The organism is Leifsonia sp. AK011 (assembly GCF_013410945.1).
Lineage (GTDB): Bacteria > Actinomycetota > Actinomycetes > Actinomycetales > Microbacteriaceae > Rhodoglobus.
In genome coordinates this window covers 547,127-560,820 of record NZ_JACCCH010000001.1, presented here as the reverse complement: position 1 = coordinate 560,820, position 13,694 = coordinate 547,127, and the positions used below count along the sequence as shown (strand labels likewise).

Annotated in this window: 16 protein-coding genes; 4 read left to right on the top strand and 12 right to left on the bottom strand. The window is 66.9% G+C overall.

Annotated elements, in window-relative coordinates; all coding sequences use genetic code 11:
* Positions 1-84 precede the first annotated feature (84 nt).
* From HDC94_RS02800 to dnaK, 4 genes are read right to left on the bottom strand one after another with little or no spacing between them, the layout of a single operon-like run.
* A complete protein-coding gene (locus HDC94_RS02800) occupies positions 85-501 on the bottom strand; it encodes a heat shock protein transcriptional repressor HspR (RefSeq protein ID WP_179494672.1) in 417 nt (138 codons plus the stop codon).
* On the bottom strand, positions 501-1,439 hold the full coding sequence (locus HDC94_RS02795; protein ID WP_179494670.1) for a DnaJ C-terminal domain-containing protein: 939 nt from the start codon (positions 1,437-1,439) through the stop codon (positions 501-503). Before HDC94_RS02795 ends, HDC94_RS02800 begins: the two co-directional genes overlap by 1 nt.
* A 9-nt stretch (positions 1,440-1,448) precedes the next feature.
* Positions 1,449-2,096 (bottom strand): nucleotide exchange factor GrpE, encoded by a 648-nt coding sequence (locus HDC94_RS02790; RefSeq protein WP_308495609.1) that lies wholly within the window; start codon positions 2,094-2,096, stop codon positions 1,449-1,451.
* The gene (gene dnaK, locus HDC94_RS02785) at positions 2,097-3,974 is read right to left on the bottom strand and encodes a molecular chaperone DnaK (RefSeq protein WP_179494668.1); all 1,878 of its coding nucleotides are present in this window, start codon (positions 3,972-3,974) and stop codon (positions 2,097-2,099) included.
* A gap of 190 nt (positions 3,975-4,164) precedes the next feature.
* On the opposite strand from dnaK, the gene HDC94_RS02780 reads away from it, so the two are divergent.
* The gene (locus HDC94_RS02780; RefSeq protein ID WP_179494667.1) at positions 4,165-5,553 is read left to right on the top strand and encodes an MFS transporter; all 1,389 of its coding nucleotides are present in this window, start codon (positions 4,165-4,167) and stop codon (positions 5,551-5,553) included.
* Here HDC94_RS02780 and HDC94_RS02775 read toward each other — a convergent pair.
* Entirely contained in the window at positions 5,550-6,086 is a 537-nt protein-coding gene (locus HDC94_RS02775) for a MarR family winged helix-turn-helix transcriptional regulator (RefSeq protein WP_179494665.1), read from the bottom strand. The genes HDC94_RS02780 and HDC94_RS02775 overlap by 4 nt on opposite strands.
* A 56-nt stretch (positions 6,087-6,142) precedes the next feature.
* Between HDC94_RS02775 and HDC94_RS02770 the strand changes: the two genes are divergently transcribed.
* Positions 6,143-6,568, top strand: a complete 426-nt coding sequence (locus HDC94_RS02770) for a hypothetical protein (RefSeq protein WP_179494663.1) — start codon at positions 6,143-6,145, stop codon at positions 6,566-6,568.
* 15 nt (positions 6,569-6,583) lie between these two features.
* Entirely contained in the window at positions 6,584-7,003 is a 420-nt protein-coding gene (locus HDC94_RS02765; protein ID WP_179494661.1) for a MarR family winged helix-turn-helix transcriptional regulator, read from the top strand.
* A gap of 117 nt (positions 7,004-7,120) precedes the next feature.
* Here HDC94_RS02765 and HDC94_RS02760 read toward each other — a convergent pair whose 3' ends face one another.
* From HDC94_RS02760 to HDC94_RS02735, 6 genes are read right to left on the bottom strand one after another with little or no spacing between them, the layout of a single operon-like run.
* On the bottom strand, positions 7,121-7,978 hold the full coding sequence (locus HDC94_RS02760; RefSeq protein WP_179494659.1) for a prenyltransferase: 858 nt from the start codon (positions 7,976-7,978) through the stop codon (positions 7,121-7,123).
* Positions 7,971-8,288 carry a lycopene cyclase domain-containing protein gene (locus tag HDC94_RS02755; RefSeq protein ID WP_179494657.1) on the bottom strand — a complete coding sequence of 106 codons (318 nt, stop codon included), beginning with the start codon at positions 8,286-8,288 and terminating at the stop codon, positions 7,971-7,973. Before HDC94_RS02755 ends, HDC94_RS02760 begins: the two co-directional genes overlap by 8 nt.
* The gene (locus HDC94_RS02750) at positions 8,285-8,644 is read right to left on the bottom strand and encodes a lycopene cyclase domain-containing protein (protein WP_179494655.1); all 360 of its coding nucleotides are present in this window, start codon (positions 8,642-8,644) and stop codon (positions 8,285-8,287) included. The genes HDC94_RS02755 and HDC94_RS02750 overlap by 4 nt, the downstream gene beginning before the upstream one ends.
* A complete protein-coding gene (crtI, locus tag HDC94_RS02745) occupies positions 8,644-10,227 on the bottom strand; it encodes a phytoene desaturase family protein (protein ID WP_179494653.1) in 1,584 nt (527 codons plus the stop codon). The genes HDC94_RS02750 and crtI overlap by 1 nt, the downstream gene beginning before the upstream one ends.
* Entirely contained in the window at positions 10,224-11,093 is an 870-nt protein-coding gene (locus HDC94_RS02740; RefSeq protein WP_179494651.1) for a squalene/phytoene synthase family protein, read from the bottom strand. Before HDC94_RS02740 ends, crtI begins: the two co-directional genes overlap by 4 nt.
* Positions 11,090-12,160, bottom strand: coding sequence for a polyprenyl synthetase family protein (locus HDC94_RS02735; RefSeq protein ID WP_179494649.1), 1,071 nt, complete (start codon positions 12,158-12,160; stop codon positions 11,090-11,092). Before HDC94_RS02735 ends, HDC94_RS02740 begins: the two co-directional genes overlap by 4 nt.
* 17 nt (positions 12,161-12,177) lie before the next feature.
* Here HDC94_RS02735 and idi point away from each other — a divergent pair, with 17 nt between their 5' ends.
* Complete coding sequence (idi, locus tag HDC94_RS02730; RefSeq protein WP_179494647.1) at positions 12,178-12,693, top strand: isopentenyl-diphosphate Delta-isomerase; 516 nt, start codon at positions 12,178-12,180, stop codon at positions 12,691-12,693.
* Between the two features lie 6 nt (positions 12,694-12,699).
* On the opposite strand, the gene HDC94_RS02725 is transcribed toward idi, so the two are convergent.
* On the bottom strand, positions 12,700-13,680 hold the full coding sequence (locus tag HDC94_RS02725; RefSeq protein WP_179494645.1) for a hypothetical protein: 981 nt from the start codon (positions 13,678-13,680) through the stop codon (positions 12,700-12,702).
* Between the last annotated feature and the right edge of the window lie 14 nt (positions 13,681-13,694).

Genomic DNA, 13,694 nt, shown 5'->3' with positions numbered 1-13,694 from the left:
CAGGAGATTTGGGATGCTCCCGCTCAGGCATGCGCGTGAGGGGACAGGTACACGGGGATCTCCTGTATTCGGGATGCGTGGGGGTCAGCTACGACGCAGGGGTCGCCACACGACCACCTGGTTGGCCTTCTCGGCGCGGGATCCGGCCCGCAGCGACACGACGTCCCCGGCGGAACCCGCAGCGAAGACGCGGCGGCCGGGGCGCGAAAGCAGTTCCTCGGCGAGGGCGTGCTCGAGCTCACGCACTCGCTCGCTCAGTGCGCTGACCTGGTTCTCCAGCTCGAGGATGCGGCGGATGCCCTCGAGGTTGAGGCCCTCGGCCGAGAGAGCCGCGATCTCGCGGAGTTGCGCGACATCTCGCATCGAGTACCGACGCGACTGGCCGGCCGTGCGGGTGGGGCTCACGAGGCCGAGCCGGTCGTACTGCCGCAGAGTCTGCGGGTGCATGCCCGCCAACTCTGCGGCAGCCGCGATAGCGAAGACCGGCGTATCGAGATCCATCAGACCTTGGCCTTCTGGATCAGCTCGGCGCGCGGGTTCTCCTTCGGCATGGCCTCGTCGAATGCTCGCAGGAGTTCGGCCGCATCATCCGGCACGCGTGAAGGTACAGCGATCTCGACTTCGGCGAGCAGGTCGCCGGTGCCGCGCGCTGATGTCACGCCGCGACCCTTCACCCGAAGGATGCGACCGCTCGGCGTTCCGGGCGCAACCCGGAGCTTCACGGGGTCGCCCCCGAGGGTGGGGACCTCGATCGTGGCGCCTAGAGCCGCCTCCGTGAAGGTGACGGGAACGACCACGCGGAGGTTGAGGCCGTCGCGCTCGAAGACGGGGTGCTTGCGCACCGCGACCGTGAGCACGAGGTCGCCCGCCGGGCCGCCGTTCGGGCTTGGTTCACCCTTGCCCTTGAGCTTGATCTTCTGGCCATCGGCCACTCCGGCGGGAATCTTGACGGTGATGGGGTTGCCCCCGGCCGCCTGCAACTTGATCGTCTCGCCGCGGATGGCGGTGACGAAATCGAGCGTCGTTGCCGCCGTGATGTCCCTGCCCGGGGTTGGGCCGGTACGGAACCCGGCCTGACCACCGAACATGCCACCGAGGAGATCCTCGAAGCTCGCGCTCTGGGCGCCACCACGCTGGCCGAACATGCCGCCGAAGACGTCCTCGAACCCGCCCGGCTGGTCGCCCGCCGTGAAGCGAGCGCCGGAACCCATGGCGCGGATCTGGTCGTACTCGCGGCGCATCTCGGGATCGGAGAGCACGGAGTGCGCCTCACTGATCTCCTTGAACTTCGCCTCTGCCTTGGCGTCCCCCGGGTTGGAGTCCGGGTGGTACTGGCGTGCGAGCTTGCGGTAGACCTTCTTGAGCTCGGCCTCGCTGATGTCCTTGGACACCCCGAGTACCGCGTAGAAGTCCTTGTCGAACCAATCCTGGCTTGCCACTGACGTGCCTTACTCGGCGGGAACCGCGACCGCGACCTTGGCGGGCCGCACGAGGCGGTCGCCGAGCGCGTAGCCCTGCTCGATCACGTCCGCGATCGTGTTCTCGGTCACACCGGGGGTCGGGATCTGCACGACGGCCTCATGGAACGCGGGGTCGAAGGCTTCGCCCTTCTCCCCCACCGTCTTGAGTCCGTACTTCTCGAACGAGGTACGGAGCTTCTGGGCAACGATCGCGAGCGGGCTGCCCTCGACGAGGTCGCCGTGCGCCTCGGCGCGAGCAAGATCGTCGATCGCCGGCAGGAGCGAACGCAGCACCTCGGCGATGACCGCCTCACGGTTCGCGGCGCGGTCGCGTTCGACCCTGGTGCGGAAGTTCACGAGCTCGGCCTGCGCACGCAGCATGTCGTTGCGCATGTCCGCGACGAGGTCGCGCTCGGCCTCATCGAGGAGAGCCTGGTCCTCCGCGCTCAGCGGTTCGGCGTCGGCCTCAGCCGAGGGAGCGGAGTCGTCGTCCGCTCCCTCAGCCGTGGCATCCGACTCGTCCTGCTCGTCAGCCTTCGGCTCGCGGACATCGCCCGTCTCCGGGTCGATGCGACGCTTGTCGCGGATGACGGGCTCCGCTGCGTTGTCGTCCTCTGGGGTGATGTCGTCAGCCACTTACTTTGCCTGCCCTGAGCCTGTCGAAGAGTCCTTGTCGTCCTCGTCGTCCACGACCTCGGCGTCCACGATGTCCTCATCGCTGGATGCTGCGGCTGCGGGCTCCTCGGCCTCGGTCGGCTGCGCCTCGGGCGCGTTGTAGATCGCCTCGCCGAGCTTCTGCTGGCTCTCGGTCAGCTTGTCGAACGCGGTCTTCACGGCTGCGTCGTCGTCTCCGGCGAGCGCGGTCTTGAGTGCGTCGACATCCGCCTGGACCTCGGACTTGACGTCGTCGGGCAGCTTGTCGGCGTTGTCGGCGATGAGCTTGTCGGTCGAGTAGGCGAGCTGCTCTGCCGTGTTGCGGGTCTCGGCTGCCTCACGGCGGGCCTTGTCCTCAGCAGCGTGCTCCTCGCCCTCGCGCACCATGCGCTCGATGTCCTCCTTCGACAGCGAGCTGCCGCCGGTGATGGTCATCGACTGCTCCTTGCCGGTGCCCTTGTCCTTCGCGGACACGTGCACGATGCCGTTGGCGTCGATGTCGAACGTGACCTCGATCTGCGGGATGCCACGGGGCGCGGGTGCGATGCCCGTGAGCTCGAACGTGCCGAGGTTCTTGTTGTCGCGGGTGAACTCACGCTCGCCCTGGAAGACCTGGATCGCGACGGACGGCTGGTTGTCGTCTGCCGTGGTGAAGGTCTCGCTGCGCTTGGTCGGGATGGCCGTGTTGCGCTCGATGAGCTTCGTCATGATGCCGCCCTTGGTCTCGATACCGAGGCTCAGGGGGGTCACGTCGATGAGCAGAACGTCCTTGCGCTCGCCCTTCAGCACGCCAGCCTGGAGCGCGGCGCCGACGGCGACGACCTCGTCAGGGTTGACGCCCTTGTTGGGCTCCTTGCCACCCGTGAGCTTCTTGACGAGCTCGACGACGGCCGGCATACGCGTGGAACCACCGACGAGGACGACGTGTGCGACGTCGCCGACCTTGACACCGGCCTCCTTGATGACGTCGTTGAACGGCTTCTCCAGACGAGCGAGCAGGTCAGCGGTCAGCTCCTCGAACTTGGCGCGGGTGAGCGTCTCGTCGAGGTTGGCGGGGCCGTTCTCCGTGAGGGAGAGGTAGGGCAGCTGGATGGTGGTGCTCGTCTGCGACGACAGCTCCTTCTTCGCCTGCTCCGCGGCCTCCTTGAGGCGCTGCTTCGCGATCTTGTCTCCCGAGACATCCACTCCCGTGGTCTCCTTGAAGCGCTTGATCAGGTAGTCGACGACGCGCTGGTCCCAGTCGTCTCCACCGAGGCGGTTGTCACCGGCGGTCGAGCGAACCTGGATCGTCGAGAAGTCGTCGTCCTTGCCCACCTCGAGGAGGGAGACGTCGAACGTGCCACCACCGAGGTCGAAGACGAGGATGAGCTCGTCCTCCTTGCCCTTGTCGAGGCCGTAGGCGAGTGCGGCCGCGGTGGGCTCGTTGATGATGCGGAGCACGTTGAGGCCCGCGATCTCACCGGCCTCCTTGGTGGCCTGGCGCTCGGCGTCGTTGAAGTACGCGGGAACGGTGATGACGGCATCCGTCACCGGCTCACCGAGGTACTGCTCGGCGTCGCGCTTGAGCTTGGCGAGGATACGTGCCGAGATCTCCTGCGGGGTGTACTTCTTGCCGTCGACATCCTGCTTCCAGTCAGTACCCATGTGGCGCTTGACGGAGGCGATGGTGCGGTCGACGTTGGTGACGGCCTGGCGCTTCGCGGTCTCACCGACGAGCACCTCCCCGTCCTTGGTGAAGGCCACGACCGAGGGGGTCGTGCGGAAGCCTTCAGCGTTGGCGATGACGGTGGGCTCTCCACCCTCGAGAACGGCAACCACCGAGTTGGTGGTTCCGAGGTCGATACCTACTGCTCGAGCCATATGCTCTTGTCTCCTTGTTGCTGGTGTTTCTTCGTGGTCGGCTCACTGACTCGAAACGATTGCGTCGAAACATGAGTCGTGATGTATCAAGTCTGGTCCTGTGGATAACTTCTGTCAAGTCGAAGTTGAGCCGATGCGACTCAAGGTGAAAGTTCACCGCCAGGACACCCGTGGGCACTAGCGTGTGACCATGACGGACAAGAAGATTCCGGTCGCCGCCAACACGCTCGCCGTGGGTGTGGTGGGGCTGGATATCGAGAACAAAGTCGTTCCCCGCAAGCGGGTCGTGTCGTGGGCGTTGTGGGACTGGGCCACCCAGCCGTTCAACTCGGTCATCCTGACCTTCGTCTTCGCCTCGCTGTACCTCGTGTCGGACTCGTTCCTTCCCGCCGACATCGCGTCCCTCCCCGAGGGGAATGCCACCCGGGAGGCGGCACTTGCGCAGTTGTCGTCGGGCTACGGATGGGCGACCACGGCAGCGGGCATCCTGATCCTTCTGCTGGCGCCAGTTCTCGGACAGCGGGCGGATGCCAGCGGCCGCAAGAAGCGCCTCCTGCTCCTGTTCACCGCACTGCTGGCCATCCTGCAGTTCGCCCTCTTCTTCGTCTTCGCCGACCCCGCGTACTTCTGGTACGGCGCGATCATCCTCGCGCTCGGTGCGGTGGTCTCCGAGATCGCGGGCGTCAACTACAACGCCATGCTCGTGCAGGTCTCGACCCGCAAGACCATCGGCAAGGTCAGCGGTCTCGGCTGGGGTCTCGGCTACATCGGCGGCATCGTCGCGCTCGTGATCGTCGTGCTGCTGAACACGTTCGAGTGGTTCGGCCTCGACACTTCGGGCGGACTCGCCTACCGACTCATCGCGGTGGGCGCGGCGGTGTGGACTGTGATCTTCTCGCTGCCCCTCTTCTTCAACGTGCCGGAGGCGCCCGCGACGGGCGGTGAGGCGTCCAAGGTCGGGTTCTTCCGCAGCTACGCGCTGCTCGTGCGCGATGTCGCCGCACTCTACAAGAACCCGGAGTCCCGTCCGACCTTCTGGTTCCTGCTCGCGAGCGCGATCTACCGCGATGGCCTCGCCGGGGTGTTCGCCTTCGGTGGCATCCTCGCCGCGGTCGCGTTCGGCTTCACGGACAACGAGGTCATCCTCTTCGGCATCGCCGCCAACCTCGTGGCGGGCATCTCCACGATCTTCGCCGGCCGCATAGACGACCGTTTCGGCCCGAAGGCGGTCATCCTCTTCGCGCTGTTCGGTCTCGTCATCATGGCCGTGCTGGTCTTCGCCCTGCACGACACGGGCACGGTCGTGTTCTGGATCGGCGGCCTGACGCTCTCCGCGTTCGTGGGCCCGGCGCAGGCTGCGAGCCGCTCGCTGCTCGCCCGCGTGACCCCCGAGGGTCGCCAGGGTGAGATCTTCGGCCTCTACGCGACGACCGGCCGAGTCGCGAGCTTCCTCTCGCCCGCGCTGTGGGCGTCGTTCATCGTGATCTTCGGCGCGACGATCTTCGGTGTTCTCGGCATCGCGCTCGTGCTGCTCGTCGGCGCGATCCTCATGGTGTTCGTGAGGGTGCCGAAGTTCTAGCGACCAGGTCGCGGCCAGGCCGCGGCGAAGCGTGACAGCAGCTCCGCGAACAGGGCGGTCTCGTCTGGCGTGAATCCGCTGAGGGCGTCGGTGACCGCGGAGGTGCGGCCGGCTCGCACCGTGTCGAGCATCTGGCGGCCGGCATCCGTGATGGTCACGACGCTCTTGCGCGCATCGCCCGGGTCGACGGAGCGGGTGACGAAGCCGCGGGCCGCGCCGTCCGCGACGAGGCGGGATGCCCGGGGCTGATCGACCTCGACCGCTTCGGCGATCTCCGAGATACCCACTCCGCTTGACGACCCGGCGAGGAACTCGAGTAGACGGATGCGCGCTCCCCCGTGCATCCCGCGTGCGTGCGGTTCGTGGTCGTGCCGTCGGCGTGCGCCGAGCGGCCCGGGCCCGTGGCCTCCAGCCCACGGCGGCGGACCATCCCCCCACGGCGGGCGCGGGCCACCACGGCCAGCGCCCAGGCGGAGCGTGAGCAACGCCTCCTCGATCTGGCGAACGGCATCCGCTTGACTCTCCTGACCCATGTATGTAATCTTACATTTATTGTCATATGACATGTAAACCACGAAAGGCAGTTCCCATGAACACCAACACTGAAAAGACCAACACCGACAAGACACAGCGCCCCGGCTTCTGGCTGCGGGCGATCGAGTACCGCAAGCACCAGCTCGGCCGCGAACAGCGTCGCGCGTTCCGCGACTCGCTCGCCGACAAGGCTCGCGACGGCGTCTCCGACGAGGACTACGCCACCACCATGGCAACTCTCGAGAAGATGGCTCGCAACCTTGGATGGCGCGCTGGAGCTCAGGAGCAAAGCCCATTTCTGGGCTTTGCCGCGACGCCAGCGCCGCACTCCGTCTCGGAGTGCGGTCAGCACGGCTACGAGGGCCGTGGACACCGCGGTCACGGGTTCGGCCCGCGTGGATTCCGCGGGCGCGGCTTCGGCCCCGACTTCGACCACGACCACCACGAGGGGTCCAAGGACCTCCCGTCCGACAAGGCGTGAGCGTAACCTCAAGCCATGGACACCAACCCTCGACCGATCGGATTCTGGCTCAAGCTCGTTGACCGCATGATCGACGAGCAGTTCGCCTCGACTCTTGAGGAACACGGCGTGACCCGGCGCCAGTGGCAACTGATGAACGTGCTCGCACAGGAGCCGTCCACGGTTGAGCAACTGGATGCCGCGGTCGCGCCGTTCCTCGTTGGTCCGGGCGACTCCGCCGCGGAGCACCTCACCGAACTCATCGACAGCGCCTGGGTGGACGCCACACCCACCGGCTACGAACTCACCGAGCGCGGACGCATCGCCCTCGACAAGCTCTCCGAGGTGGTCGCGGCGCAGCGGACCCTCGCGACCGAGGGCGTCAGCGCCGAGGAGTACGAGCAGACCGTCGCCGTGCTCGAACGTGTGGCGCGCAACCTCGGATGGAACGACTAGCGTTTCATCCGTTTCTCCGGAGGATGTGGGCCTCAGTCACAGTGGTTACCCAACTGAGCGGAGCCTGGCCTGAAACCTCCGGAAAAGAGGTGGATCCAGGGGAGGTGGTGCGCTCGCTTAGGGGAGCAGCGCGAACCAGATGAGCAGCATCGTCACCAGGAACCCGGTGATGAAGTTCAGCAGGAGGAAGCGCCGCCAGCCTCGGTTCGCGGTCTCGGCCGCGGCATCCGTCACGTTCCAGTAGGGCGCGCACATGAGGATGTACGGCACGACGAGGATCGCCGCGAGCGGGCCCGGCCACGCGCTGAAGAGCAGGAGCACTCCGCCGAGCGCGTAGGCCGCGATCGCGAAGCGCACGGTGGCGCGACCCCCAATGACCGTCGCGATGGACGAGATGTCCGCCTCGCGGTCGGCAACGATGTCCTGAACGGCACCGAACGCGTGCGATCCGATCCCCCACAGGAAGAACGCCGCGAGCACCGCCCACAGCTGCGGCGTGAACGTCGCGCCCGCGAGCACGAGACCGTAGAGCGCCGGCGACACGAAGTGTGTGCTCGAGGTGAGGGAATCGAGGAACGGCCGCTCCTTGAAGCGCAGTCCCTTGGCCGAGTATGCGACCACGGCGAAGAGACTGACCGCGAGCACGAGCCAGGAGAGCGGGTTTCCGACCGCGACGAGGTAGACGACGAAGGGAACGGATGTCACGACCGCTGCGATGATCGTCGGTCGGTGCATCCGCGGATCGAGGAGCGCGCCCTCCACCCCGCCCTTGCGCGGGTTGCGCAGGTCGGACTCGTAGTCGAAGACATCGTTGATGCCGTACATCGCGAGGTTGTACGGGATGAGGAAGAAGATCGTCCCCAGCACGAACGTGAGGTCGACCTCGCGGGTCGTGAGCAGGTAGGCAACCGCGAACGGGAAGGCGGTGTTCACCCAGCTCAGCGGGCGGGATGACACGAACAAGGCCCTAAGCACCGTGATCCTCCTTGCTGGCAGAGGAGGCCTTGCGACCGAGCAGTACCCACAGCGACGGAAGCCCCACGATGGCAGCGAGCGCGTACGCGAAATCCTCGAGCGGGGCCACGCCGATGAACGCGCCACTGATCAGGTCCGGCGCGTAGTCGACGAGCCCGACCGAGATCATGATGTTGTCGAACACGGCCGTCATGACGAGCAGCACCGCGGCGGTGATCCCGAGCGCTGGCCAGCGCAGGCGGCGGGCGGCGAGGATGCCGAGGACGAGCACGGGCGCGAGGAAGATCGCGTTGAGGAGCCAGTAGGTCATGGGGCCGCCCTTCGAGACGCGGCTCCGCCGCTCCTCAGGGAACGGGGGGACCGCAACCGCGACGCCGCGAAGGTGTACACGTTCATCGTGAGGTAGCAGAGCAGCGTGAGAAAGAAGACCTCCTCGAGCGGCACCTCCGGCGCCACCTGCACACCCGTCATGAAGTCGGTCTCGCCGCGGAAGAACACACCAAGACCCACGCCTGCGAGATCCCACGCGAGGAAAAACAGCACGCCCACGACGAGCACGATCGCGGCCCTGCCCGGGTTCGACCAAAAGAACAGCCGGAACCGCCGGTCGAGCATGACCATGCCCGTGAGGGCGATCGCCAGCGCAGCCAGGTACAGCAGACCCACTACGGCACCAGCGTCGAACCGGCGGGCGTGATCGACGGGATGAGGGGCTCACTCATGGGCTCGGTGGACGTGTCGCCGCGCAATCGCTTGACGAGGATCTCGGCGCTGATGAGACACATCGGCAGGCCGATACCCGGGATGCTCGAGCCCCCCGCGTAGTAGAGCCCCTTGACCTTCTTCGACACGTTGCCCGCGCGGAAGAACGCGCTCTGCTTGAGGGTGTGTGCCGGCCCGAGGGCCGTGCCACGCCAGGCGTTGAGGTCGTGCTCGAAGTCGCCCGGACCCGCGGTGCGGCGCACGGTGATGCGGTCCGCGAGGTCGGGGATGCCCGTCCACTCCGCAATCTGCGCAATCACTCGATCCGCCGTGGCCTCGAGATCCGCGTCGCCCGCGCGGTCCTCGCCGCCTCGGCCGATGCCGGGGTCCGCTGGCACCGGCACGAGAACGAAGAGGTTCTCGAAGCCCTCGGGCGCGACATCCGGATCCACGCCACTCGGCTTGCAGATGTAGAGGGATGCCGGGTTCGGAACGCTCGGCTCATCACCGAAGATCGCGGAGAACCCCTTCTCCCACTCGCGCGTGAACAGCAGGGTGTGGTGTTCCAGCTCGGGGAGGGACCCCTTGACGCCGAGGTACAGGAGGAGTGCGCCGGGGCCGGCGGTCGCGGCATCCCAGTACTCCTGGGGGTAGCTCTGGTGCTCGGGGGCGAGGAGCTCCGTCTCGGAGTGGTGGAGGTCGGCGGCGGAGACCACGATGTCTGCGGCGAGGAAGGTCGTCTCGTCACCGTCGGAGTACTCGACGCCGGTGGTACGACCGTTCTCGACAACGATGCGCGTGACCGGAGCACTCGTGATGATCGTGACACCCTCGGCCTCGGCGAGGTCCGCGATGCTCTCGATAACGCGCGTGAAGCCGCCCATCGGGTAGAGCACGCCGTCCTGCAGGTCCAGGTGGCTCATGAGGTGGTACATGCTCGGCGTGAGATACGGCGACGAGCCCAGGAACACGGCGGGGTAGCCGAGCACCTGGCGAAGCCTGCGGTCACGGAACTTGCCGCCCACGAACGACGACAGCGGCTGGATGAGCAGGCGCAGGAAGCGACCCGTGCGTGACAGCACGTCCTTGCGCAGCAGCGGCCGGAAGTCGGCGAACGTCGTGTAGAGGAACCGCTTCTTCGCGAGGTCGTACGTCTCGCGTGCCGAGTCGAGGTAGGTGGCAAGCCGGTTTCCCGCGCCCTTCTCGATGCTCTCGAACAGCTCCAGGTTGTCCTGCACCTCGGTCGAGATGTCCAGGGGCTCATCGACGCCCTCGAAGTAGACCCGGTAACCGGGATCGAGGGTTACCAGACTGAGCTGCTCCTCGGCGCTCGTGCCGAGCAGCTTGTAGAAGTGGTCGAACACCTCGGGCATGAGGTACCACGATGGGCCGGTGTCGAAGCGGAAGCCCTCGTGCTCCCAGTTGCCGGCACGACCACCCACGTCGGCGCCCTTCTCGAGCAGCGTGACCTCGTGGCCCTCGCGGGCGAGGAGTGCAGCGCTGGCGAGTCCCGCGATGCCCCCGCCGATGACGATGACGGTGCTCATGGTTTCGGCATTCCCCCGAGGCTGGCCACGAGCGCGAGTCGCGCCTTGACCGGGTTGGGTACCCGCACGCGGGCGCGCACGAGTTGGTCGGCGGGTGTGGCGCGGAGCCTCACCGAGAGTTCGGCGAAGAGCGACTGGGCGAGGGCCACGGCCCGTCGGCTCGACGCGGGCAGTTGCGGCACCACTGCGGCCGAGACCGCGAGATCGTCGTCGATGTCATCGAGAAGGCGATGCTTCTCGGCCTCGGTGAACGAATCGACACGGATGCCCGGAAAGTAGCTGCGACCGAGTGCATCGAAGTCGGTACCGAGGTCGCGGAGGAAGTTGACCTTCTGGAACGCCGCACCGAGTGCTCGTGCACCCCGTTGCATCCGCTCCGTCTTCTCCTCGTCAAAGCCCTGGTCTTTGAGGAAGGCGGCGAGGCACATCAGGCCGACGACTTCGGCCGAGCCGTAGACGTAGCGCTCGAAGCTCGACTGGTCGTGCACCTTCTCGCTGAGGTCAGCGCGCATGGAGTCGAAGAAGGGGGCCGTGAGTTCGCTGCCGAATCCGACCTCGCGTGCGGTGAGCGCGAAGGCGTGCACAACGAGGTTGGCGCTGAAGCCGGAGTCCATGGCGTGCTCGGTCTCGCGCTCAAGTTCGTTGAGCGCGCGGCCGGCGCCGACCGTGTCGAGTCCGGCCTCCGTAGCGGGGCCGTCGACGACCTCGTCGGCGACACGCACGAGGGCGTAGATGTTCTCGACGTGCTGACGAACCTCGGGGCCGAGCAAGCGCGAGGCCAATCCGAAGGATGTCGAGTACTTGCGGATGACGACGCTCGCGACCTCCTCGGCCACGCGGTCATACAGGGCCAGTCGAGAGCTCACTTCACCCGCCCGAGAACGGCATCGGCCACCGGGTGGAGTTCCGTGCGGAGGGCTGGCGTGATGTGCGGCTCGGCGAGGCGAGCGAGTGCACGGTTCGCGTAGTAGCGCGCGAGTCCCTCGGTGAACGAGCGAGCGCCGCAGTCGCTGAGCGCCGTGCGGAGGAGCTCAGCCTCGGCGTCGGTCAGTCCCTCGGTGCCGAAGAGGTGCTCGACCTCGGCCCACTCGCGCGTGCTGGCCGCGTAGGCGATGAGCACGGTGCGCTTGCCCTCACGCAGGTCGCCGGTCGTGGTCTTGCCTGTCTCGGCCTCGGCCCCGAAGACGCCGAGCAGGTCGTCGACGATCTGGTACGCGATGCCGATCTCGCGGCCGAAGTCACCGAGGGTCGCGACGACCTCGTCGCTCGCGCCCGCGAGGATGGCCCCGGCCTGGAGCGGGCACTCGAAGGAGTAGACCGCGGTCTTGAGCCGTTCCATGGTGAGGATGTCGTCCACCCGCGGAACCTCGAGCGCGGACGCGAAGTCCACGTCGATCATCTCGCCTGCGGCCGACGCGAAGAGCGCTTCATCCATGACGTCCAGCAGGCGTGCGCGAACCTCGCCGCTCACGCCGCTGCGGTCGATGAGGCGGTACGAATTGAAGAGAGCCAGATCCCCGGCGATGACGGCGGCGGAGATTCCGCTGTGCTCGGCGGCACGCTCCGACTTACCGGCGTTGATCGCCTCCTCGCGGTAGGTGCCCGAGAGGTTGGGAACGCCGCGACGCACGAAGTCGTGGTCGATGACATCGTCGTGCACGATGAGCGCGGTGTGGAGCAGCTCGAAGGCTGCACCGACGTACGCTGCGGCCTCGGTGTCCGTGCCTCCGAGCGATTGGTAGGCGGCCATGACCATGCCGGGGCGGAATCGCTTGCCGCCGCGCGTGCTGGTCTCGAGGGCCTCCCACAGGCGGACGTACTGCGGACCCATGGCGGCGGCCCGGCTCTCGGCTAGGGTGAAGAAGCGCGCCAAAACGGCGTCGACCTGCGTCTGCCTCTCCTTCGAGAGGGCTAGCAGCCCCGTTACGTCCATTGAGGCAGAGTACCGCGATGAGCCACCCCGAGCAGGTCGTACTTCTCGACGAACAGGGCGGCGCGATCGGTGTCGCCGACAAAATGGCGGTCCACACACACGACACCGCCCTGCATCTCGCCTTCTCCTGCCACGTCTACAACGACGCCGGACAGGTTCTCGTCACGCGGCGTGCGCTGTCGAAGTTGACGTGGCCGGGCGTCTGGACCAACTCGTTCTGCGGCCACCCCGCGCCCGGTGAGTCCTTCGATGACGCGATCGCCCGTCGCGCCGTCGACGAGCTGGGCATCACGGTTCGGGATCTGCAGTTGATACTTCCGGACTTCCGTTACCGGGCGGTCGATGCATCCGGAATCGTGGAGAACGAGGTGTGCCCCGTGTTCCGTGCGGTGACGACGGATGCCGTGGCCCCGAACCCCGCGGAGGTCGCCGAGTTCGCCTGGGTCTCCCCTGAGGCGCTCGCTACCGCAGCAACCGCAGCCCCGTACGCCTTCAGCCCGTGGCTCGGCTGGCAGCTGGCGCAGCTGGCTTGACTCTCGCTAGAGAGCGCGTCGGCGTGACGCGACCAGCATCACTCCGCCGACGAGAAGCACCGCCACAGCCGTGACCCCCAGCCCGACCGGTGCACCACCCGTCGCGGCGAGTGCAGGTTGGGGCGACGGAGACGGCAGTGCGGGCGCTGCCTCCTCGGGCGCTGTTCCCCACACGGCAACGACGAAGGCGTAGACGCTGGCGGGCGAGGAAATCTCGCCGACGACCTCGATGCTTCCCGTCTCACGATCCCACGTGGCGAGGCTGGTCGACTGGGTCACGTAATCGGGCAGAGGGACCCACAGCACGCTCCCCTCGGAGAAGCTACCGCTCCCCACGAACGACGGGAACTCGGCAACCTTGTACTCGTCTGCGGCCCCCGGCACGGTCGGGTCGTACGTGTCGAGATCGAACTGGAAGAGGGAAGAGCCAGCTGCGAAGAAGACAGTGCCGTCGGCGGGATCGATGGCCGGGGGGATGTCCTCGGTTCCGCCCCTACCGAAGACGAAGAGGGGGGTGAACTCGCCGGTCAGCTGGTCAATCACGGAGTAGGTGTTGGTGCCGCCCGGGTACTCGTAGAAGCCGCAGTAGGCGTAGAGGTTGCCACCGGAGAGCTGCAGACTGTGGCACGTCCCTGATGTTTCGGGGCTGCCCGCGAGCGTGATGGGCGCGATCTCCGTGACTGACTGAGTCGTCACATCCACGGCCCAGAGCGACGACTGCCAGGCCTGCCCAGTTCTCGTCGTCGCGAAACCGCGTCCGGATGCATCGAGTGAGAGTGCTTGCGCGTTCTCGAGGCCGGTGTCCCAGCGTGCTGTCGCGTCGCCCGAGGAGGGATCGATGTCGTAGAAGATGCCGGTAGCGGCGTCGATCGTGGAGATCCGCTGGTGGTCGGGCAGGTCGGCCGCGACGGAGGGCGAGCATCCCAAGATCGTCAGGGCGGCAACCGCGACGGCCACCCCGGATCCTGTCAGCAGACGTGCGGTCATGGTCACTCCTTGGG